Annotated in this window: 19 protein-coding genes; 5 read left to right on the top strand and 14 right to left on the bottom strand. The window is 69.2% G+C overall.

What is annotated here, in order from left to right; all coding sequences use genetic code 11:
• Nucleotides 1-70: 70 nt before the first annotated feature.
• Both mftR and ACIRON_RS09060 read left to right on the top strand, forming a co-directional pair.
• Entirely contained in the window at nt 71-679 is a 609-nt protein-coding gene (gene mftR / locus ACIRON_RS09065) for a mycofactocin system transcriptional regulator (protein WP_402991817.1), read from the top strand.
• A gap of 272 nt (nt 680-951) precedes the next feature.
• Complete coding sequence (locus ACIRON_RS09060) at nt 952-1,599, top strand: TetR family transcriptional regulator (RefSeq protein ID WP_402991815.1); 648 nt, start codon at nt 952-954, stop codon at nt 1,597-1,599.
• Between the two features lie 242 nt (nt 1,600-1,841).
• On the opposite strand, the gene ACIRON_RS09055 is transcribed toward ACIRON_RS09060, so the two are convergent.
• Genes ACIRON_RS09055 through ACIRON_RS09045 form a run of 3 tightly spaced genes read right to left on the bottom strand, consistent with a single transcriptional unit; the run spans nt 1,842 to nt 3,748 of the window.
• Nucleotides 1,842-2,288, bottom strand: coding sequence for a nuclear transport factor 2 family protein (locus ACIRON_RS09055; protein WP_402991812.1), 447 nt, complete (start codon nt 2,286-2,288; stop codon nt 1,842-1,844).
• Nucleotides 2,289-2,297: 9 nt separating this feature from the next.
• Nucleotides 2,298-2,654, bottom strand: coding sequence for a metal-sulfur cluster assembly factor (locus ACIRON_RS09050; RefSeq protein WP_402991809.1), 357 nt, complete (start codon nt 2,652-2,654; stop codon nt 2,298-2,300).
• A complete protein-coding gene (locus ACIRON_RS09045) occupies nt 2,651-3,748 on the bottom strand; it encodes an amidohydrolase family protein (RefSeq protein WP_402991807.1) in 1,098 nt (365 codons plus the stop codon). Before ACIRON_RS09045 ends, ACIRON_RS09050 begins: the two co-directional genes overlap by 4 nt.
• A gap of 170 nt (nt 3,749-3,918) precedes the next feature.
• Between ACIRON_RS09045 and ACIRON_RS09040 the strand changes: the two genes are divergently transcribed.
• Nucleotides 3,919-4,665 carry a response regulator transcription factor gene (locus tag ACIRON_RS09040; protein ID WP_402992187.1) on the top strand — a complete coding sequence of 249 codons (747 nt, stop codon included), beginning with the start codon at nt 3,919-3,921 and terminating at the stop codon, nt 4,663-4,665.
• Between the two features lie 64 nt (nt 4,666-4,729).
• Here the strand turns inward: ACIRON_RS09040 and ACIRON_RS09035 are convergent, their stop codons facing one another.
• The 9 genes from ACIRON_RS09035 to ACIRON_RS08995 are packed head-to-tail and all read right to left on the bottom strand — an operon-like array spanning nt 4,730 to nt 14,403.
• On the bottom strand, nt 4,730-5,908 hold the full coding sequence (locus tag ACIRON_RS09035; protein WP_402991805.1) for a thiolase family protein: 1,179 nt from the start codon (nt 5,906-5,908) through the stop codon (nt 4,730-4,732).
• Nucleotides 5,909-5,938: 30 nt separating this feature from the next.
• Entirely contained in the window at nt 5,939-6,688 is a 750-nt protein-coding gene (locus ACIRON_RS09030) for an SDR family NAD(P)-dependent oxidoreductase (RefSeq protein WP_402991802.1), read from the bottom strand.
• A 48-nt stretch (nt 6,689-6,736) separates the two neighbouring features.
• On the bottom strand, nt 6,737-7,879 hold the full coding sequence (locus ACIRON_RS09025) for an acyl-CoA dehydrogenase family protein (protein ID WP_402991799.1): 1,143 nt from the start codon (nt 7,877-7,879) through the stop codon (nt 6,737-6,739).
• Nucleotides 7,869-8,666 (bottom strand): enoyl-CoA hydratase-related protein, encoded by a 798-nt coding sequence (locus ACIRON_RS09020; protein WP_402991796.1) that lies wholly within the window; start codon nt 8,664-8,666, stop codon nt 7,869-7,871. Before ACIRON_RS09020 ends, ACIRON_RS09025 begins: the two co-directional genes overlap by 11 nt.
• Nucleotides 8,663-9,511, bottom strand: a complete 849-nt coding sequence (locus ACIRON_RS09015; RefSeq protein WP_402991793.1) for an SDR family oxidoreductase — start codon at nt 9,509-9,511, stop codon at nt 8,663-8,665. Before ACIRON_RS09015 ends, ACIRON_RS09020 begins: the two co-directional genes overlap by 4 nt.
• Nucleotides 9,508-10,746, bottom strand: a complete 1,239-nt coding sequence (locus tag ACIRON_RS09010) for an acyl-CoA dehydrogenase family protein (protein WP_402991790.1) — start codon at nt 10,744-10,746, stop codon at nt 9,508-9,510. The genes ACIRON_RS09015 and ACIRON_RS09010 overlap by 4 nt, the downstream gene beginning before the upstream one ends.
• 2 nt (nt 10,747-10,748) lie before the next feature.
• Complete coding sequence (locus tag ACIRON_RS09005; protein ID WP_402991788.1) at nt 10,749-11,783, bottom strand: phosphotransferase family protein; 1,035 nt, start codon at nt 11,781-11,783, stop codon at nt 10,749-10,751.
• The gene (locus ACIRON_RS09000; protein ID WP_402991785.1) at nt 11,780-13,444 is read right to left on the bottom strand and encodes a class I adenylate-forming enzyme family protein; all 1,665 of its coding nucleotides are present in this window, start codon (nt 13,442-13,444) and stop codon (nt 11,780-11,782) included. Before ACIRON_RS09000 ends, ACIRON_RS09005 begins: the two co-directional genes overlap by 4 nt.
• Nucleotides 13,441-14,403, bottom strand: a complete 963-nt coding sequence (locus ACIRON_RS08995; protein ID WP_402991782.1) for a cyclase family protein — start codon at nt 14,401-14,403, stop codon at nt 13,441-13,443. The genes ACIRON_RS09000 and ACIRON_RS08995 overlap by 4 nt, the downstream gene beginning before the upstream one ends.
• A 140-nt stretch (nt 14,404-14,543) precedes the next feature.
• On the opposite strand from ACIRON_RS08995, the gene ACIRON_RS08990 reads away from it, so the two are divergent.
• Nucleotides 14,544-15,395, top strand: a complete 852-nt coding sequence (locus ACIRON_RS08990) for a TetR family transcriptional regulator (protein WP_402991779.1) — start codon at nt 14,544-14,546, stop codon at nt 15,393-15,395.
• A gap of 69 nt (nt 15,396-15,464) precedes the next feature.
• Here ACIRON_RS08990 and ACIRON_RS08985 read toward each other — a convergent pair whose 3' ends face one another.
• Complete coding sequence (locus ACIRON_RS08985; RefSeq protein WP_402991776.1) at nt 15,465-16,301, bottom strand: mycofactocin-coupled SDR family oxidoreductase; 837 nt, start codon at nt 16,299-16,301, stop codon at nt 15,465-15,467.
• 267 nt (nt 16,302-16,568) lie between these two features.
• Between ACIRON_RS08985 and ACIRON_RS08980 the strand changes: the two genes are divergently transcribed.
• The gene (locus ACIRON_RS08980; RefSeq protein WP_402991773.1) at nt 16,569-17,762 is read left to right on the top strand and encodes an acyl-CoA dehydrogenase family protein; all 1,194 of its coding nucleotides are present in this window, start codon (nt 16,569-16,571) and stop codon (nt 17,760-17,762) included.
• A 14-nt stretch (nt 17,763-17,776) separates the two neighbouring features.
• Here the strand turns inward: ACIRON_RS08980 and ACIRON_RS08975 are convergent, their stop codons facing one another.
• Nucleotides 17,777-20,374, bottom strand: coding sequence for an ATP-binding protein (locus tag ACIRON_RS08975; RefSeq protein ID WP_402991770.1), 2,598 nt, complete (start codon nt 20,372-20,374; stop codon nt 17,777-17,779).
• Nucleotides 20,375-20,489 lie beyond the last annotated feature (115 nt).

The raw sequence follows: 20,489 nt of genomic DNA, 5'->3' as shown, positions 1-20,489 counted from the left end.
GGTCAAAAAGAAAGGGGTACGCGGGAACAAGCGATTCTTTTGCCCGGACCGCTGCGGTAGATTGCGGCAGGTGCCCACCAGCCCCGCCCCCACGACGCGGCGCTCGCTGCGCGGACGACCGGCCGCGACCTCGCACGCGGAGATCGAGCAGGCCGCCTTCCAGCTCTTCGTGACCCGGGGCTTCGAGGCCACCACCCTCGACGACATCGGCGAGGCGATCGGGGTCGGCCGGCGCACCATCACCCGCTACTACCCCTCGAAGAACGACATCCCCTGGGGCCAGTTCGACCGCACCCTCGACGGCTTCCGCGAGATCCTGCTCGCCATGCCCGCCGACATCCCGTTGCACGATGCGGTCCACCGGGGCGTGCTCGCCTTCAACGACTTCCCCACCGACGCCAGCCCCAGCCACCGCGACCGGATGCGCCTGATCCTGACCACGCCCGCGCTGCAGGCCCACTCGGTGCTCCGCTACGCGAGCTGGCGCGAGGTCATCGCCGAGTACGCCGCCGAGCGCACCGACACCCGGCCCGACGACCTGCTTCCCCAGACCGTCGGCCAGGTCTCCCTCGCCCTCGCGCTGACCGCCTACCAGGCGTGGTTGGCCGACGAGAGCGCCTCGCTCCCCGAGCTGCTCGACGCCACGATGGCTCATCTGCGTTCCTACCTCGCCGGCTGACTACAGCGCCGCCGCGACGATGCGCGACACCCCGTCGCCGACGACATGGAGGCGGCCACCACGGCCACCCGCTCCCCCGGAGCCACCCGTCCGGCGAGCACGTCGGCAAGGCTCGCGACCTCGATGTGGTCGATCCCAGGGATCCGCAGGATCCGCGGCCTGATCCCGGTGTCACCGAACAAATCACGCTCGAGTCGTCGGCGTTTCGGTGACGACATGCAAGAATCTAAAGCGATTCGGTTATCGAAGGATCGCAGGACCAAGGAGGACCCATGGCACGACCGAGCACACCGCTGATCAGTCGAGAGGCGACCATCAAGGCCGCCCTGGAGATCATCGACGGAGACGGCATCGATGCCCTGAGCCTGCCGCGGCTGGCCCGCGAGCTCAACGTCAAGGCACCCTCGCTCTACCACCACTTCAGCGACAAGGACGAGATCCTCGCCGCGGTGGCCCACGCGATCGTCGCCAAGACCCCGCTGCCCCGCAAGCCCAGCCAGAACGACTGGGCGGAGTGGTTCACCCAGCTCGCCCTGAACTTCCGCGCCTCGGTGCTGCGACACCGCAACGCCGCCCCGATCCTGCTCCGGTTCATGCCGCGCGACCTGCTCACCGAGATGTACGAGCAGGCCGCCACCTACCTGAGCGAGTGCGGCGTGCCGGTCGACCTGCACGTGCAGATCCTCGACGGCCTGGAGAAGGTCTCCCTCGGTGCCGCGATCGCCGAGGCCATGCGGCCGCCCTCGCGCGCCCGGGTCCGCTTCGAGCACGCCGACCCCGAGCGCTTCCCGGCCCTGACCGCCGCCAGCGCCGCGAACCAGCTCAACACCAAGCAGATCTTCGAGCACACCGTACGCAGCTACCTCCTAGGCATCGCCCACTTCGGCGGCATCGACCCCGCCCCGGCGCTCCCACGTTGAACCACGGCTTCGCTCAGACCGCCTGACCTCAGGAGCGTTTCTACGGTCGGCGAGTGAATCGGACGGGGCGCTTCAGACACGGGACTATCTGTATGAATCTGGGTTTCTTTTCAAAGGCTTTAGGTAACCGGCGGGAGCCCGATGCCAGCCATCGTGCTCGACGCCCGGCCGACGTGGGCCACATGCGGCGACGGCCGCCCGGCCACTGGGGCCGGGCGGCCGTCGCCGCTGTCGCGCTCGCCTCAGGCGAGGTCTGCGAGCCGGCCGATGGTCGTCGTCCGGGTCGCGATCCCCCACCGCCCGTCGACCCGGGTGTAGGTGTCGACGTAGCGGCCGACGGCGTGCTTGGCCTGGCCGTCGTTGTCGACGAGCACCGCATGGACCGTCGACTCACCGGTGGCGGTGTCGCCGTCGACGGCGATCGAGATGCTGCCGAAGACGTGGAACATCTGCGCGAAGGCGTCCCAGAAGCCCCCGAGGCCGGCGAGGATCGCCTCGATCCCGGTCAGCTCGGTCCCGTCGAGGTCCCAGCGGGCGTCGTCGTGCCACACCGCGGCGAAGCGGTCGCGGTCACGGAGGTCGGCACCGTGGGCGTACTCGGCGATCAGGTTCTCGATGGCGTGGCGCGCGAGGGCGACATCGTTGGTCGCACCGGTCGCGTCGGTCGTGTTCTTCGAGGTTGTGGTCATCGTCTTTCCTCAGCTGCCTGCGTGCGGGGTGGGAAGAAGGGTGAGGACACGTAGCCGCGCCTCGCGGACCTCCTGGGCGCGGCCGCTCATCCGCTCGGGCGTCCAGGTCATGCCGTCGTCGAGCTGCACCCGCGGCACGTGGCCGACGACGCGGCCGACGTGCTCGTCGATCTGCTCGGTGAGCTGGCCGAGCATCATGCAGGACGGGGTCGTGAGCGAGAGGCGGACGACGACGCGTCCGTCCTCGTCGGTGGCGACGCCGTCCACGAGACCCATGTCGACGATGTCGAACGGTGTCTGGGCCGCGACGCTGCACGGGTCGACGACGTTGCGCAGGGCGTCGAGCACCTGCTCCTCGAGGCTCATGACTGCGCGCCCACGGGAGTGTGGCTCGTCGACCACGGCGCGGCCGCACCGCCGGCCGCTCGCTTCCGGGCGAAGTCGTCGTCCGCGGTGTCCTCGCGCAGCTGCGCGAGGTCGAGGCCCATCGTCGCGGCGTAGTTCCCGGCCAGGATCTTGGCCTTGTGCTCGTCGGTGATCTGCGAGACCGGGGCGAACTGGCCGGCGCGCTCGAGGTCGGCCTCGGGGAACTGGAACGCCTCGAACGCCTCCAGGCAGGGGCGGGCGTGGTACGCCATGTGGCCGGTGCCCCACCACATCCGGTCGTAGATGTGGTCACCGACGGCGACGGCCATGTCGAGCACCGCGCGGGAGAACTGCTCGGGACGCTTGGCGCAGATGATGTTGAGGGTCTCCAGGTTGATGAAGACGTTGGGGAAGCGTGCCAGCAGCCAGGCCGTCTCCTCACAGAAGGCGACCCCGCCGTGGACGATCTCGAAGTTGAGGTCCGGGTGGTCGCCGGCAGCGCCGTCGATGTCGCCGAGCTTGTAGGGGTCCATCGGGACCGGCCCCAGCGGCACCGCCTTGTGGACCGCGACCGTGCCGATCCCGAGCTGCTTGGCCTTCTCGTAGAGCGGGTAGACGATCGACTCGTCGTCCATCCGGAAGCTCTGGTGCTTGCCCTCGGCGGTCCAGGACGACGGATAGAGCTTGAGCCCGATCGGGTCGAGGAGCTCAGCCTGGCGCTCGAGCTCGTCGAGGGCCGCCTGGCCGGCCATCGGGTCCACCGTCGCATAGCTGCGGAATCGGGTCGGGTGCTTCTTCAGCACCTCGGCGGCCTTCTCGACCGAGACGAGACCGTCCTTGTAGGCGCCGATGGGGACCGGGTGGTAGATCGCGAAGTCGGTGTCGGACTCGAGGAACAGCGTCGAGGCGGTCTCGTCGACGTCCCAGTCGCGGACGTACTGGTCCCATTCCAGCTCGTACTCCGGTCCGGAGCCGGCGACGACCCCGAAGATCATCCCGGTGATGCCCTCGGCGTGCCGCGGGACCGCGTGGTTGGCGGGATCGAGGTTGTAGGAGTGGACCACCGCGTCGATCACATACTTGCCGTTGAGCATTCGAGGCTCCCCTGGTTCGGCCGGCGCGTCCGGTGCGTCGGCGATACCTCGAGTCTGGTTCTGGCCCCGGACGGGGCGCTGTCCCCCTGCGGGGTCAAGACGTGACGGTCGTCACTCAAGATCGACTAGCATCGCACCATCCCGCAGGGCGGGGTGAGGAGGTGACCGAGATGACGGAGCGGGCGAGCCTGAGCGCGTACCGGAAGGCGTTCGACGTGCTCGAACGAGTCGACGGCGTCTCCGGTGTCTCCGGCTTCAAGGGCCGGCTGACCGAGGCGCTCTGCCAGGTCTACGGCGTACGTTCGGCGACGTTCTTCGTCGGACGCTCCGCCGGACTGGCGTGCTTCGACCCGGACCCGGTCGTCGAGGGCATCACCCGCCGGATGCTGCCCGAGTACCAGGCTCAGTGGCGCGACCACGACATCTTCGCCAGTCCCGGCGCCCTGCGCGCCCTCAACGAGACCCGTGTCGCCTCGCTGTCCGAGCTGGCCAGGCTCCACGGCCCGGCGCGCAGCTACGTGTCCGACTACCTGCTGCGCCACGGCATCCGCAGCGCCACGGCGATGTACCTCAGGCTCGAGGACGGTAACAAGGCACTGGTCGGCCTGTTCGACCCCCAGGAGGACCGGCTTCGCCGCGAGCACCTGGTCTCGCTGCGCCTGCTGGTCGGCCCGCTCAACCAGATCGCCCACACGCTGCCGAGCGACGACCCCGGCCGGGCCGCCACCCTGACCGACCTCTCCCCGCGGCAGCGGGAGGTGGCCCTCCTCGTCGGCCAGGGTCTCGACAACACCGAGATCGCCGAGGTCCTCCACCTGACTCCGGCGAGCGTGAAGAAGTACGTCACCCGGATCCTGGCCGTCTCCGGCCTCACCACCCGCACCCAGCTGGCGCTGCACGCCACCCGCGAGCTCTGAGTCGCCCGCCGGTCACTCCGTCGGATCCGGGTGCCTGATCAGGCCACAGCGATCAGGCCACGGATCAGCCGAGCCGCTCGATGATCGTCGCGTTGGCCATGCCGCCGCCCTCGCACATGGTCTGGAGCCCGTATCGACCGCCGGTCGCCTCCAGGTGGTTGAGCATCGTGGCGAGCAGGCGCGTGCCGGACCCACCCAACGGGTGGCCCAGCGCGATGGCACCTCCTCGGGGATTGAGCTTTGCCGGGTCCGCATCGAACTCCGCTGCCCAGGCGAGGGGAACGGGCGCGAATGCCTCGTTGACCTCGAAGGCGTCGATCTGATCGATCCTCAGACCGGCGCGGGTGAGGATCCTGGTGGTTGCCGGGATCGGGCCGGTGAGCATGATCTCGGGGTCCGAGCCGACGACGCTGAAGTCGACGAACCGGGCTCGCGGCCTCAGTCCGAGCTCGAGGGCCTTCTCCTCACTCATGATCAGGGCCGCGCTGGCGCCGTCGGTCAGCGGCGAGGAGTTGCCGGGGGTGATGCACCAGGAGATCTCCGGGTAGCGAGCGGCGATGTCGTCGTCCCGGAACGACGGGGCCAGGCCCGCGAGCGTCTCGGCGGTCGTCGAGGGCCTGACGGTCTCGTCCACAAGGTGCTGGCTTCCGTCCGGCAGGGTCACCGGCACGATCTCGCCGGCGAAGTCCCCTGCCTCGGCATGGAAGGCGGCACGGCGGTGCGACTCGGCCGCGAACGCATCGAGGGCGTCGCGGTCGAGCTTCCAGCGGGCAGCGATCAGCTCTGCCCCGACTCCCTGGTTGGGCAGGGACGGGAACCTGGCGCGCAACGGCTCCTGCGGTCGGCCGCCGCCGGCCGAGGAGAACATCGGGACCCGGCTCATCGACTCGACGCCGCCCGCGATCACGACGTCGTAGGACCCGGCCATGACGCCCTGCGCTGCGAAGTGCACTGCTTGCTGGGACGAGCCGCACTGACGGTCGATGGTGGTGCCGGGCACCTCGACGGGAAGCCCTGCGGTCAGGGCGGCCACCCTGGCGATGTTGAGCGCCTGGTCAGCGGCTTGGGTGACGCAGCCGGCGATGACGTCGTCGATGACGGCCGGGTCGAGCTTGTTCCTGGTCACCAGGGCGTCGAGAACGGCGGCGAGCAGGTCGACCGGGTGGACACCCGACAGTGCCCCTCCTGGTTTGCCCCTGCCGGAAGCGGTACGGACGACGTCGACGATGACTGCGGTGGTCATGAGGCTGTTTCTCCTTGGCTCTGACTCAGGTCAGCGGGGGGCCATGCGAAGGGCGCCGTCCATACGGACGGTCTCACCGTTGAGGTAGTCGTGCTCGATCAGGAACAGGACGAGCTGTGCGAACTCGGCCGGTTCGGCCAGTCGCTTCGGGAAGGGGATGCCATCGGCGAGGCCGGCTCGGAACTCGTCGCTGACGGTGGCGAGCATCGGGGTCTCGACGATGCCCGGGGCGACGGTGTTGACCCGGATCCCGTACTGGGCCAGGTCGCGAGCCGCGGGGAGGGTCAGACCGACGACTCCACCTTTGGACGAGGCGTACGCGGCTTGGCCGATCTGGCCCTCGTAGGCCGCGACCGACGCGGTGTTGACGACGACTCCACGCTGGCCGTGCTCGAGCGGCGCTGTCTGCGCCATGGCCTCGGCGGCCAGGGCGAGCAGGTTGAACGTCCCGACGAGGTTGACCTGGATGACCTTGGCGTACAGGGCGAGGTCGTGGACTCCCTTCTTTCCCAGGATGCGCGCCGACGGACCGATGCCTGCACAGTTGACCGCCACTCGAAGCGGTGCCGCCTCGGCGGCCGTGGCGACCGCGCGCCCGACCTCCTCCGGGTCGGTGACGTCGGTCTGGACGTAGGTGAGGTTCTCGACCGGTGGTGCGCTCGAGACGTCGAGGTCGAGCCCGAACACGCGGGTTCCGCGGGCGGCCAGTGCTGCTGCCGTGGCCTGGCCGAGGCCAGAGGCCGCTCCGGTCACGATCGACGAGGTGCCGTCGAGCTGCATGTGTTGCTCCGTTTCCTGGGGTCTGTTCGTTGAGAGGCCGGGCTCGGGTCAGCGACGCAGGTCGCGACCGATCACCAGGCGCTGGATCTGGTTGGTGCCCTCGAAGATCTGCATCACCTTGGCTTCGCGCATGTATCGCTCCACCGGGAAGTCACGGGTGTAGCCGGCGCCACCGAGCACCTGGACGGCGTCGGTGGTCACCCGCATGGCGTTGTCGGTGCACACGAGCTTGGCGATGGAGGCCTGGCGGCTGAAGGGCCGGCCGGCATCGCGAAGTCTGGCGGCGTGCAGGTACGTCGCTCGGGCTGACTCGACGGCGGCTGCCATGTCTGCCAGCAGGAACGCCAGTCCCTGGTGGTCGATGATGGACCTGCCGAAGGCCTCGCGGTGCTTCGCGTAGTCGATCGCCGCGTCCAGTGCGCCCTGCGCCACGCCGGTCGCCACGGCCGCGATGCCCAGCCGGCCGGAGTCCAGGCCGGCGAGTGCGATCGGGAGCCCATCGCCTTCGGCACCCAGGCGACGCTCGGCCGGCACCCGGACGTCGTCGAAGAGCATCGTCGCGGTGGTCGAGCTCATCAAGCCCATCTTGGACTCCGGCACGTCGGCGGTCAGACCCTCGCTCTCGGCCGGGACGAGGAAGCAGGAGATGCCCCGTCCACCCTCGTCCGAGGTCCTGGCCATCACCTTGTAGAAGTCGGCCTGGCCGCCGTGGGTCGTCCACGCCTTGGCGCCGCTGATCACATAGTCCGCACCATCGCGCACCGCCTTGGTGCGCATGGCCGCGGGGTCGGAGCCCGCATGCGCCTCCGAGAGGCAGTAGGCACCGAGAAGCTCACCCGAGAGCATGTCGGGAAGCCAGGTCTGCTTCTGCTCCTCGGTGCCCGAATGGAACAGCCCGAAGCAGCTGAGGGCGTGGACGCTGGTGCCGACCCCGACGGCGGCCCAGGCGGAGGCGATCTCCTCCAGGACCTGGAGATAGACCTCGTACGGTTGCCCTCCGCCACCGTACTCCTCCGGGTACGGAAGGCTCAGCAGGCCGGCGCGGCCGAGGGTGCGAAAGATGTCACGGGGGAAGGTGGCGCTCCGCTCCGCCTCGTCGACGGCGCCTCGTAGCTCCTTGTCGACGATCGCACGCGTCAGCTCGATGAGGTCGTCCGCCTCCTCGGTCGGCATCAGGCGGTCAACGGGCATGGTCGGCTCCTACGGGGTTCTCCGGGAAGATCGGCACTCTCTTCTCAATGAAAGCGCGCACACCCTCACGTCCGTCCGGGCTTCCCGCACGCGAACGGATCGACGCCGTCTCGCGGCGCAGGGTCGCCTCGGCTCCTGGCATGGCGCTGTCCCGGATCAGCCGCTTGGTCGACACCAGGGCGGCGCGGGATCCCGATGTGAGGCTGCAGACGACCTGGTCGACCGCAGCGTCCATCTCGTCGTCCGGATGCACCTGTGTCACGAGACCGACCTGGTGGGCCTCGGCGGCGCTCAGGGTCGGGTTGAGCAGGGCCAGCCCCAGAGCACGGTGGAGCCCGAGCGAGTTGTGGAGCAGTGCGCCACCACCGTCCGGCGTCAGCCCGACCCCCGTGTAGGCCATCACGAAGCGCGCTGACCGCGCCGCGATGATGAGATCCGCGGCTGCGGCCAGTGACAGTCCTGCCCCTGCGGCGACGCCACGGACCACCGCGACCACGATCGCGTCGAGTCGATGGAGCTCGCTGACGACTCTGTGCAGGCTCTCGGCGAGGTCGTCGATGAGGCGGTCGGGCGCCTCAGCGGCGGCGAACGCGTGCAGGTCTCCACCGACGCTGAAAGCAGCGGCAGCAGACTCGAGGACGACGACGGCGACGTCGGCCTCGCGGATCTCCCGCACCGCCTCGGCCAGTCCGTCGACCATCGCCTGGTCGATCGGGTTGCCACGCTGGGTGTCCTGAAGGCAGATCCGTGCGAAACCACCGCTGATCGAGCAGGACACCGGGGTCATGACCGGCCCCCGAGCGGCTCGAGGAACAGGTCCTCCGCCAACGGCCCGTCGCCGGGGACGGCGCGGTATCGATCCAGGTCGGCCACACCGGACTCGGACACGACGTCCTCGTCGATGAGGAAGTTGCCCGTGAAGGTTCGTGGGTCCTTGGTCAGAACCGCGTACGCCGCATCCGCCATGATCTCGGGCGTGCGGGAGCGACGCATCGTCTCGTCGCCGCCGTGGATGTTGGCGATCGCAGCCGTCGCGATCGTGGTGCGTGGCCACAGCGAGTTGACCCCCACCCCGGCCTGGCGCAGCTCCTCGGCGAGCCCCAGGGTGGTCAGGCTCATCCCGTACTTCGCCATGGTGTACGCCAGGTACGTCCCGGCCCAGCGCGGACGCAGGTCGAGCGGCGGCGAGAGGGTCAGGATGTGCGGCCAGGGGCTGCGCTCGAGAGCGGGGAGGGCCAGCTTGCTGAGCAGGAAGGTCCCTCTCGCGTTGATGTCCTGCATGAGGTCGTAGGACTTCATGGTGATCTCGGCCGTGGGCCGCAGGTCCAGCGCCGAGGCGTTGTTGACGACGATGTCGATGCCGCCGAACCGGTCGACGGCCGAGTCGACCGCTCGCTGGACATCGCCGTCGTCGCGGACGTCACCGACGACCGCGAGTCCCTGCCCACCGGCGTTCTCGACGGCGCGGATGGACTCGCCGAGGGTGCCGGGCAGCTTCGGGTGTGGTTCTGCGGTCTTGGCCAGCATCACGATGTTCGCGCCGTCGCGGGCCGCACGGAGTGCGATCGCCAACCCGATGCCGCGGCTTCCGCCGGACATCACGATGGTCTTGCCGTTCAGCGTGGTGCTCATCGAGCCTCTTTCCTCTGTGCCGGAGCTTCGGCCGGTGCCATGGGGGTGCCACGGCGGAGCTCCTCGCGGGCGATGGTTCGTCGGTGCACGGCATCGGGACCGTCGACGATGCGTAGGATCCGGGCCCACGCGTAGAAGTAGGCCAGCGGTGTGTCGTCGGTGACCCCGGCGCCGCCGAAGACCTCGATGGCCCGGTCGATGACGCGCGTGGCCACGGCGGGGGCCGCGACCTTGATGGCAGCGATCTCGGTCCGCGCTCCACCCGCACCGTGCCGGTCGATCAGCCACGCCGTCTTGTACACCAGCAGCCTGGCCTGGTCGATGTCGATCCGGGACTGGGCGATGAGCTCCTGGACGACGCCCTTGTCGGCCAGCGCGCTGCCGAACGCGACCCTGTCCTTGGCGCGATCGACCATGAGCGCCAGGGCACGTTCGGCCATCCCGATGGCCCGCATGGCGTGGTGGATCCGGCCCGGGCCGAGGCGGGCCTGGGCGATCATGAAGCCGTCACCCTCCTGCGCCAGCAGGTTGCCGGCCGGGACGCGGACGTCGTCGAAGGTGATCTCGGCGTGGCCGTGCTGGTCGTGGAATCCGAAGATCGGCAGGTCGCGGCGGATCTGGACCCCGGGGGTCTCTCTCGGGACGAGGATCATGGACTGCTGACGATGCGTGGACGCCGACGGGTCGGTCTTCCCCATGAGGATGAAGACCTGGCAGCGCTCGTCCATGGCTCCGCTCGTCCACCACTTGCGGCCGTTGATGACGTACTCATCGCCGTCGCGCTGAATGGTGGTGCGGATGTTGGTGGCATCGCTGGAGGCCACATCGGGCTCCGTCATCGCGAACGCGGAACGGATCTCGCCTTCGAGCAACGGCTCCAGCCACTGCTTCTTCTGCTCATCGGTGCCGAACAGGTGCAGAGTCTCCATGTTGCCGGTGTCCGGCGCCTGGCAGTTGATGGCCTCCGGCGCGATCACCGGCGACCATCCCGAGATCTCCGCCACCGAGGCGTACTCGAGGTTGCTCAGTCCCGAGAGCTGCGGCAGGAAGAGGTTCCACAGGCCGCGGCGACGTGCGGAGTCCTTCAGCTCCTCGATGACAGGTGGCAGGCTGTGCCGGCCGTGCTCGTGAAGATGTCGGGCGTAAGGCTCCTCGGCGGGGAAGACCTCCTCGCGCATGAAGTCCCACATCCGCGCGCAGGCGTCCTGCGCGCTGGGAGACAGGTCGAAGTCCATTCTCAGTCCTCTCGTTCGAGTCGTTCGAGGCCCTCGTCGGCGATGAGCAGCACCTCTGCGTCCAGGTCGCCGAACTGCTGGCCTGCCATCGCGTCGGCGGCCACCCGCGCAGCGATGCCCTGGGCGATGACCGCGAACTTGTAGTGCGCGAAGGCTTCGTAGAAGGCCAGGTTCTCGACCGGGCGACCGGTCGTCTGCTCGTACCGCTCGACCAGATGGCGGCGCCCCGGGAATCCGGCCGCCTGGGTGACCGCCGGCGTCAGCTGGAACCGTCGGTCGCCGGGTTCGCGCCAGTAGAGCAGCATCAGCGCGAGGTCGGTCAGTGGGTCACCGAGCGTGGACATCTCCCAGTCGAGGACGGCACGTACGCGCGCGGGGTCGTCGAGATCCATCATGCAGTTGTCGAGGCGGTAGTCGCCGTGGACGATGCTCGTCTGAGGGTTCGTGGGGATGCAACCGGAGAGCCGGCTGCCGAGTTCGGTGACGGCAGCGACGTCATGGGACTTCGAGCGCGCCCATTGATCGTTCCACCGTCGCACCTGCCGCTCCAGGTATCCCTGCGGTCGCCCGAAGTCGGCCAGCCCGACCTCGTCCGGGTCGACCTGGTGGAGCGCGGCAAGAGCGTCGACCAGGCCGTCGGCGAGAGCGACCTTGTCCCGCGCCCGTTCGGCGTAGCCTGCGGGAAGGTGTTCTCGGATGCTGTGCCCGATCACCTTCTCCATCACGTAGAACGGTGCCCCGATCAGATCGCCGTCGTCCTCGAGCAGGACCTGGGCCACAGGCACGGCCGTGCCTTGCAGCGCTCGCTGGATGCGGGCCTCCCGGCCCATGTCGTGGGCGCTGGGCAGCAGGTCGCCGGCGGGCGGCCGGCGCAGGATCACCGCGCCGGCCGCGGACTCGACCTCGAAGGTGAGGTTGGACTTGCCGCCCGCCACCAAGGTGGCGCTGGCCTCGACCCAGCGGTCGTCACCGAGTGCCTCGGACAGGGCCGGGCCGAGCCGGTCCAGCCCGGCGTACGCCTCGACACTCGCGGTCACGTCGATTGGCTTCGCAGCTCGCGGCGAAGGATCTTGCCGGTGACAGTCTTGGGCAGTTCCCCGATGATCTCGATCGAGCGGGGGTACTTGTAGGCAGCCATGTTCTGCTTGGCATGCTCGATCAGCTCCTCGGCGGTGACCTCGGCACCGGGCTGGAGGGAGACGTACGCCTTCACGCTCTCGCCGCGATACTCGTCGGGGACGCCGACCACGGCCGCCTCACGGACGGCAGGGTGCGTGTAGAGCACGTCCTCGACCTCGCGCGGCCACACCTTGTAGCCCGCGGCGTTGATCATGTCCTTCTTCCGGTCGACCAGGTAGAACCAGCCGGCCTCGTCCATGAAGCCCACGTCGCCGGTGCGGAGCTCGCCATCGGGCATCGAGGACTTGGTGGCGTCGGGACGATGCCAGTACCCCGGCACGACCTGCGGGCCGCTGGTGACGATCTCGCCCACCTCGCCGACCGGCAGCTCCTTGCCGTCCTCGTCCAGGATCCGCACGACCGTGTTGAAGACCGGGACCCCGACGGAGAGCGCACCGGAGGTCGGGTCGACCGGTGCACGGCTCCCGAACGGGACGCCGTGCGACGGACTGCTGGTCTCGGTGAGGCCGTAGACGTTGTGGATGTACTGACCGGTCTTCTCCAGCAGCGAGTCGGCCAGCGCCGGCGCGATCGGTGCTCCGCCGGACAGGATTGCTCGGAACGATGCCCAGTCCTCCCGGCCCACGCCGTCCAGGTTCGTGAGCGCGACGAACACGGTGATCGATCCGACCGTGAACGTGGGGCGGTGCTCACGGATGGCATCCATCATCACGTTCGGCTCGAACCGGTGAGCGAGGACCAACGGACACCCGACGAGCAACGCGACGCCGACGTGCGCCACGAGCCCGGTGATGTGGAACAGCGGTGCCACGCCGAGCACCGAGTCCGTGGGCTCCAGACCGACCCAGTCGCGATACGTCTGGGAGTTGAAGGCCAGGTTGCCGTGCGTGTTCATCGCGCCCTTCGGCTCCCCGGTGGTGCCGGAGGTGTACGTCAGGACCGCGACAGCGGCCGGATCCGGGTTGACGTCATCGAGACGTCGGCCGTCGTGCTCGCTGATGATCTCGGCCAGGGCCAGGGTCCCATCCGGCGTACGACGACCTGCGTCCTTGAACAGACGCTCGTCGTTGCGAGTCTGGAAGTCCAGCGGCGAACAGGTGATGACCGTGGAGACCGCGGTGTCACCGGTTGCGATGACCCCGCGCGCCACGTCCTCGTACAGGTCCTCGAGGCACAGCAGCACGCTCGCCTCGGAGTCCTTCAGCAGGAACGTCAGCTCGCGGGCCTTGTTCATCGGGTTCACGGCGACCGCTGCCCCGCCGGCCTTCCAGGCCGCCAGAAGGCCGACCACGAACGCCGGGTTGTTCTGCACGTACAGGGCAAGGCGGTCGGTGCCCGAGAATCCGTTGTCCCGCAGCGCACCGGCCAGCGCATCGCTGTGCGCGTCCAGGTCGGCGAAGGTGAGCGTCCCGTCGAAGTACGTGATCGCGGGAGCGTCGGGGGTGCGAGCGACGGATGCCTTGAAGGCATCGAGCAGACTCGGGTGCTCGACCTCGATGTCGGTGGGTGTGCCCGCTCGGTAGGCGGCGAGCCAGGGCCTCTGCTTGTAGATAGTCACTTGATCACCAACGGGTTGACCGGGGAGCCGCTCGCACGGCTCACCTTCAGCGGGGCGGCGGTGTAGAGGAACGTGTACTGGCCGTCCTCGGCGCAGTCGGCGGCGAGCTTCTCCAGGTCACAGATCTCGGTGAACACGACGCCGAGGTTGCGCATCAGGGCGCAGTGGAGCGGGAGCGCGACGCCGATGTTGGGGTCGATCGTGACTTCGTTGGCGATGGTGTCGGTGACCAGGTTCGGAATCTCCATCTCCTGGAACCACGCGACCAGCTCCTTGCTGTAGACCAGACCCGGCTCGACGAAGCCGTCGTAGAACGCGTCGCCCTGGTCGAAGAAGAGCTTGAGGAAGTTGGTCCGGATGATCAGCACGTCGTGCTTCTCGATCGTGGTCCCCTGCGCCTCCGCGCACGCGATCAGGTCCTCGTGGGTGAACGTCTCTCCCTTGTCGAGGTTCTCCTTCCCGCGATACCGGGCGATGTCGAGCAGGATCCCGCGCCCGGCCACGCCGCGCTCGGCGAGCGGCTGCACGCTGGCCTTGTCGAGACCGCCGACGGTGGTGCGGGCGTCATAGCCGTTCCAGATCTTGCCGTCGTACCAGACATGGCCCAGCGCGTCGTACTGCGTGGAGCCCTGGAGGAAGGCGTCGAGCTTGTCGTCGGCGTAGTGGAGCCCGCCGGGAAACTGCGGGGCGTCAGGCCCGTCCCAGGTTGCCTCATCCATGATCTGGGTGCGGGTCGCCGGTTCGCGACTGGGCCAGACCGGATCGCCGTTCGGGTCGCCGATCAGCCGCTGCAGGGTGAACACCTTGCCGGAGGCGATGGTCCCCACCCCCTTCAGGGCGTGAGCCTCGGTGAGGTAGTTCAGAGAACCGACCTCGTCATCGGGCCCCCACTTGCCCCAGTTGGTCGGTGAGCCGTCGAGCACTTCCTCGATTGTCGGAACCGCCGAAGCCTCGGTCATCAGCATCCTCCTTGTTCAGGCGAACAGAACGCTCGCTCGGTATCTCCTAAACACAGGACCCTCACACGAACAGATGCGCGCCGTCAAGAGCGTGTGCGGAAGTTTGGCATTCCCGCCGAGTGTTCAGATAGACTGAACACATGAGTGTGGATGCCACTGTCGGCCAGACCGTCAGACGACACCGACAGAACGGCGACGTCAGCCTCCGGGAGCTGGCGGCGCGCATCGGCGTGAGCCCCGCGACCATGAGCGCCGTCGAGAACGGTCGGACCGCGGTATCGGTGCCACGCCTGCATGACATCGCCGCGGCCCTCGGTGTCGACGTTCGCGAGCTGATCGGCACTCCCGAGCCCGCCAGATCGACACGACCGGCGTCGGCGCCGACCGAGCGGGCCGCGGAAGCCGGCGACTGGCGCGAGTTCTCGCCCCTACCGATCGATCCGATCCTCACCGCGGCCATCCGCGCGTTCGTCTCGACGGGCTACCACGGGGCCACGCTCCGCTCGATCGCCGAGCTGGCCGACATGAGCATCCCCGGCGTCTACCATCACTACGCCAGCAAGCAGGACCTGCTCGTCCGGATCCTCGACATCACCATGACCGACCTGAACTGGCGCGTCGAACGAGCGCGGGACGAGGGCGAGGATCCGCTGAGCCGGGTCGCACTCATCGTCGAGGCACTCGCGCTCTACCACGCCTGCCGCACCGATCTCGCCTTCATCGGGGCCAGCGAGATGCGCAGCCTGGAGCCCGACAACTACCGGCGGATCGCCGACTCCCGCAACCACGTCCAAGAACTGCTCGATGAGCAGATCGCGGCCGCTGTCGACGCGGGCGGCCTCGAGGTCACCCACGCACGAGACGCCGGCAAGGCGATCACCACGATGTGCACCGGCCTGGTGACCTGGTTCCGCACCGATGGAACCTCGCCCCCCGAACAGATCGCCAGGGAGTACGCAGGTTTCGCGAAGCGGATGCTGGGCGCCGACTGAACCGCTCCGCGGGAGCGGCAGCACGCGACCAGATCGGACGCGTGCTGCCGCTCCCGCGGAGGCGTCGGCTCACATCTTGGTGATGGCGCCGGCATCGATGGGCAGCGCGATCCCGGTGACGTACCTGGCCTCGTCCGAGGCCAGCCAGGCCACGGCGGCGCTCACGTCGCGTGGCTCGAGCCACGGGATGGGCAGCAGGTTCATCCCGGCCTCGCAGGCCTCACGGAAGTCCTCGTGGGTCGGCGACTCGAGGTCGGGCCGGAACAACCGGTACATCGCCTCGTGGTCGATCATGTCGGTGAGGACCGAGGTCGGCTGGACCGCGTTGCAACGGATGCGGTGGGCACCGAGCTCGTTCGCCATCGAACGGACCAGGCCGATGACGCCGTGCTTCGCGGCGACGTAGTGGGCGACGTTCGGGAACCCGAGGGTGCCCCCGGTGGAGCTGATCAGGATGATCGAGCCGCCGTCGCCCTGCTCGATGAGCGTCGGCACGGTCGCGCGGACCGTCTTCCAGACGCCGGAGAGGTTGACGTCGATCATCTCGTTCCACTGGTGCTCGGTCAGCTCGTGGACCGGCGCCGAGGAGAAGATGCCGGCGTTGGCCACGACGACGTCGAGCCTGCCGAGCTGCTTCACGCCGTCGGCGACCGCCTCGGTGAGACCGGCGAGATCACGTACGTCGCACTCGTGCGCGACCACCGTGCGACCGGCCTTCTCGATGTGCTTGGCGGTCTCGGCCAGGTCCTCGGGCCGAGCACCCCGATAGTCGGTCGTGGAGACGTCCTGACAGACGTCCACGAGGATGAGGTCGGCGCCCTCCTCCGCCAGCCGGATCGCATGTGACCTGCCTTGGCCTCGGGCGGCGCCGGTGACCAGGGCGACCTTCCCGTCGAGTGTTCCCATGGTGTCCTCCTGTGTGACGTACGTAACTGACATCGACACTGGTCGAGTGCGGCTACGGGGCCAACCGGGTTTCCACGTGGTCAACCACGTGGACCGGGTCGACCGGTGATCTCACCCGGCGGCGCCCCACGAGCGTCCGGGTCCGCGGACGGGTGCCGAACACGTACCGGACCACGTGGTCGTGCGGATACGCCGGCCGTCGCGCTCGGCGATCGTGATGCACATCACGTTCGCGTATCGGGCCGCGGCCCGGCCAAGGAGATAGCCATGACATCAGTACTTGCCAACGAGACCGGCACCCGCCAGGACCACCTCGACCGCGCCCGGAGGGTGGCAGAGGTGGTCGAGGCGGAGGCCGACGCCATCGAGGAGCAGGCCACGATCACCAAGCCTGTCTACGACGCGCTCGTGGAGGAGCGTCTGTTCTGGATGCTGGTCCCCGAGGAGCTCAACGGTGAGGGCCTGAGCCTGGTCGAGAGCTTCGAGGTCATCGAGGAGCTCTCGCGCGCCGACGGCTCCACCGGGTGGGCGTTCATGGCCAACAGCCTGAGTACGTCGCTCGCGGCCGGCTACCTTCCCGCTCAGGGCGCCCAGGACCTCTTCGGCCAGGACCTCCCCGGGATCACCGCCGGCATGATCCTGCCGACCGGCGGCGGCAAGAAGGTCGACGGCGGCTACGTCGTGACCGGCAAGTACCAGTTCGCCAGCGGCTCCGCGCACGCCTCCTGGATCGGTGCCGGCTTCGTGGTCACCGACGACGAAGGCAACCCGAAGACCTCGCCCGACGGGCAGCCGATGTGCCGCACGGCGTTCGTACCCAGGGACCAGGTCGAGTTCCGCGGCAACTGGGACGTCTGGGGCCTGGTCGGCACCGGGTCCTACGACTACGGCATCACCGAGCTGTTCATCCCGGACGAGCACGTCTTCGACACCTTCTCCACCACGCCCGAACGCCAGGAGCCGGTCTACCGCTTCGGCCTGCTCGGCATCGGGGTCGGTGGCCACGCCCCGGTCGCGCTCGGTATCGCCCGGCGCGCCCTGGACGAGATCGTCAAGATCGCCACGGTGAAGGCCCGCGTCGGCTACCCGACGGTGATCGGGGACTCGGAGCTGTTCAAGCTGGAGTTCGCCAAGACCGAAGCGCTCTACCGAGGCGCCCGGGCGTACGTCTACGAGGTTCACCGCGAGGCCGAGGACTGGATCAACGCGGGCAACGACCTGACCGAGACGCACAGCGCTCGGCTGCGTCAGTCGATCACCTGGGTCCAGGAGGTGGCCGCCACGGTGACCGGCTTCGCGCACCGCTGGGGCGGCAGCCAGTCGTTCCGCAACCCGACCGCGCTCGGCCGGGCCACCCGCGACGCGGCCGTCGCGACCCAGCACCTGCTGGTCGACCCGATGACGATGGTGGACGCGGCCGCGCCGATCATGGCCGAGTACGGCGAGGGTCGCCAGAGCTGATCAGCCAGAACTGATCAGCCGGCGCTCGGCCACGGCGCCGTCGGGCCCGCGGCCGAGCCGATCAGCTGGGCGACCTGTGTGCGGCTGGTGAGGCACAGCTTCTGCAGGACGTGCTCGACGTGGCCCTCGATCGTGCGGGGCGAGAGCACCAGCCGCGCGGCGATCTCCTTGTTGGACAGTCCCTGAGCGACCAGGTTCGCCACCTCCTGCTCACGCTTGGTCAGCGGTCCGGCCGAGGTCCGCGCGGCCGGGGCGGGCTGGTCCGAGACCTCCTCGAGCGCGAAGCCGATCGCCTCGGAGACCGACTTGGCGGCCCCGTCGGCGTAGAGCCGGGTGTAGCGCGGCTCCCCGAGCAGCGCCTCGGCGGCCGCGGCGTACCGCTCTCGCACCTGGACCCAGTGGTTGGAGCCGTAGAGCTGCTTGCCGAAGGCGCCCCAGAGCTTGGACGCCGAGCCGATCAGCACCGCGGCCCGCTCGCCGTGCCCGCGCACCGACTCGACCCAGCCGAGCAGGTCCAGGATGAGGGTCGCGCCGATCTCGTCGTCGAAGTCCCGGATCATCGCCAGGCCGTCGAGCGCCATCTGGTGGGCGCGGTCGGAGTCACCCTCGGCCAGCGCGATCGCGCCGAGACCGAACTCGGCGTAGGCGCGGAACCAGCGCTCCCCGCTGGTCACGCCGCGCTCCTGCACCTCGGCATAGTGCCGGCGCGACTCGTCCGCCTGCCCCTTGTAGGCGTAGAGCATCCCGAGGTGCACGTCGAGAGCGGAGCGCAGCCCGCCCCGGGGCTCGCGCTCCCGGTAGCGCTCGAGGGCGCTGAGCAGCAACGGCTCGGCTGCCTCCGCCTCGCCGGCGAAGTAGGCAGCCAGCCCTCGCGTGTGCTCGACGAAGTCGAGCGTCTCCACGTGTCCGGCGTCGGTCGCGAGCCGGTGAGCGGCGTCGAGGGAGACCGCGGCCCCGTGCCGGTCGCCCTGCAGCGTCTGCACGAGCGCCATCGTGGCGAGGACTCGGCCGCGACCCTCCGGGTCGGTCACCGCGGCGGCGGCGCGGTCCAGCCAGAGCCGGTGCTCGCGCACGGAGAAGCCACCCGCCCACAGGAACCACGGCTCGGAGACGACCTCGGCCCCGGTACGCCGCACCGCGATGTCGCTCTGGGCCTCCAGCGCCCACTTCAGGGAGCTGCGCAGGTTGGCGCGGTTGGCGCGGAACCAGGCGTTGATACGCACCTGATCCGGGCCGGGCCAGGCTGCGACGAGCTCGCTGACCTTGCCGTTGATCCAGTCGAGCAGGCGACGGTGGAGGTCGCGCGACTCGTCCTGGTCCAGGTGGCCCTGGCCGTACTCGCGGATCGTCTCGAGCATCCGGAACCGCACGGCGCCGCCGCGCTCCTCACGGATGAGGATCGACTTGCCGACGAGCGCCATGATCGCGTCCAGGATCCGCACGGCGGTGAAGTCCGCGTCGGTGCAGATCTCCTCGGCCATGGCCAGATCGAACCCGTCGGTGAAGATCGAGGCCCGCTTCCACAGCAGCTGCTGCTCGCTGGTGCAGAGGTCGTGGCTCCAGTCGAGGGTGGCGGCCAGGCTCCGATGCCGGGTGGCCGCGGCCCGGTTGCCCGTCGTGAGCAGGTCGAGGCGGTGGTCGAGGCGCTCGGCCAGGTCGGCCACCGAGAGCACCGGGAGCCGGGCACAGGCCAGCTCGATCGCGAGCGGGAGACCGTCGAGGTGCTCGCACACCCGGCGTACGGCTTCGCGGTTGCTCTCGTCGATGCGAAAGCCGCTGAGGACCGCGTCGGCGCGACTCTCGAACAGCGCGAGCGCCGATCCCACCGCGGCCGCCGAACGTTCCTCGCCCGCTGCCGAGACCTGCAGCGGTGCGAGCGCGAAGACGAACTCCTCCGGAACCGCCAGCACCTCCCGGCTGGTGGTCAGGACCCGCAGGTTGGTGGTGCCCTGCAGGAGCAGGTGCACCAGATCGGCGCAGGCGTCGACGAGGTGCTCGCAGTTGTCCAGGATGAGCAGGATGTGACGGTCGGAGAGGTGCTCGAGGAGAGCCTCCTCCGCCGTCTCGCCCTGCTGGTCGCGGCCGGCGAGCCCCAGCCCCTCGAACACGGCTTGCGAGATGAGCTCGGGGCTGAGCAGGCCGGCCAGGCCGACGAACCGGACCCCGTCGGGGAAGGCCCGGCGGACCTCCCGTCCGACGTGCGAAGCGAGCCGGGTCTTGCCGATGCCGCCCGGGCCGGTGATCGTGACCAGACGGTGCTCCCCCAGCAGGCTGCGGAGCCGGGCGACCTCGGTGTCGCGGCCGACGAAGCTCGTCGCGAAGCGTGGCAGCGAGGCATGCGGGGAGGTCGAGGCAGCGGTGGCCTCCGACCTCTCGGAGTCGGCCTCGGCCGTCAGCTCGGTGCGGGCGCGTGCTGCGTACTTCGCGAGGGTGGACGCCGCGTGCTCCCACTCGAGCGCCGCGGCGAGGTCGCGGACCGCGATCTCGGGATCACGACGGAGCTCGCGCTTGATCGCCGACTCGTTGGCGTCATAGAGCGTCCGCTGCGTGCCACGCCGGTCGCCGGGCGCACTCTCGAGCGCCAGCGCGCGGCGCACGGTATTGCGAGACATGCCAAGCCTGCGGGAAATTCCTTTGATGGTCTCTCCGTCCGCGTGAAGAGATCTAATTCTTTCCCATTCGTCGGTATTCATCTCGCCCTCGGGGTGGATTTTCGGAGCACCACCG

The organism is Nocardioides sp. NPDC101246, from assembly GCF_044767415.1.
GTDB lineage: Bacteria > Actinomycetota > Actinomycetes > Propionibacteriales > Nocardioidaceae > Nocardioides.
Note: the sequence above shows the minus strand (reverse complement) of the source record. Positions and strands in the feature narration are given on the sequence as shown.

Coding starts and splice junctions, on each gene's coding strand:
- ACIRON_RS08975 (WP_402991770.1), bottom strand. CDS start 20,374: ATGTCTCGCAATACCGTGCGCCGCGCGCTGGCGCTCGAGAGTGCGCCC.
- ACIRON_RS09050 (WP_402991809.1), bottom strand. CDS start 2,654: ATGAGCCTCGAGGAGCAGGTGCTCGACGCCCTGCGCAACGTCGTCGAC.
- ACIRON_RS09020 (WP_402991796.1), bottom strand. CDS start 8,666: ATGACCCCGGTGTCCTGCTCGATCAGCGGTGGTTTCGCACGGATCTGC.
- ACIRON_RS09040 (WP_402992187.1), top strand. CDS start 3,919: ATGACGGAGCGGGCGAGCCTGAGCGCGTACCGGAAGGCGTTCGACGTG.
- ACIRON_RS09025 (WP_402991799.1), bottom strand. CDS start 7,879: ATGCCCGTTGACCGCCTGATGCCGACCGAGGAGGCGGACGACCTCATC.
- ACIRON_RS08990 (WP_402991779.1), top strand. CDS start 14,544: ATGAGTGTGGATGCCACTGTCGGCCAGACCGTCAGACGACACCGACAG.
- ACIRON_RS09015 (WP_402991793.1), bottom strand. CDS start 9,511: ATGAGCACCACGCTGAACGGCAAGACCATCGTGATGTCCGGCGGAAGC.
- ACIRON_RS09060 (WP_402991815.1), top strand. CDS start 952: ATGGCACGACCGAGCACACCGCTGATCAGTCGAGAGGCGACCATCAAG.
- ACIRON_RS09030 (WP_402991802.1), bottom strand. CDS start 6,688: ATGCAGCTCGACGGCACCTCGTCGATCGTGACCGGAGCGGCCTCTGGC.
- ACIRON_RS08985 (WP_402991776.1), bottom strand. CDS start 16,301: ATGGGAACACTCGACGGGAAGGTCGCCCTGGTCACCGGCGCCGCCCGA.
- ACIRON_RS08995 (WP_402991782.1), bottom strand. CDS start 14,403: ATGACCGAGGCTTCGGCGGTTCCGACAATCGAGGAAGTGCTCGACGGC.
- ACIRON_RS09055 (WP_402991812.1), bottom strand. CDS start 2,288: ATGACCACAACCTCGAAGAACACGACCGACGCGACCGGTGCGACCAAC.
- ACIRON_RS08980 (WP_402991773.1), top strand. CDS start 16,569: ATGACATCAGTACTTGCCAACGAGACCGGCACCCGCCAGGACCACCTC.
- ACIRON_RS09035 (WP_402991805.1), bottom strand. CDS start 5,908: ATGACCACCGCAGTCATCGTCGACGTCGTCCGTACCGCTTCCGGCAGG.
- ACIRON_RS09045 (WP_402991807.1), bottom strand. CDS start 3,748: ATGCTCAACGGCAAGTATGTGATCGACGCGGTGGTCCACTCCTACAAC.
- ACIRON_RS09010 (WP_402991790.1), bottom strand. CDS start 10,746: ATGGACTTCGACCTGTCTCCCAGCGCGCAGGACGCCTGCGCGCGGATG.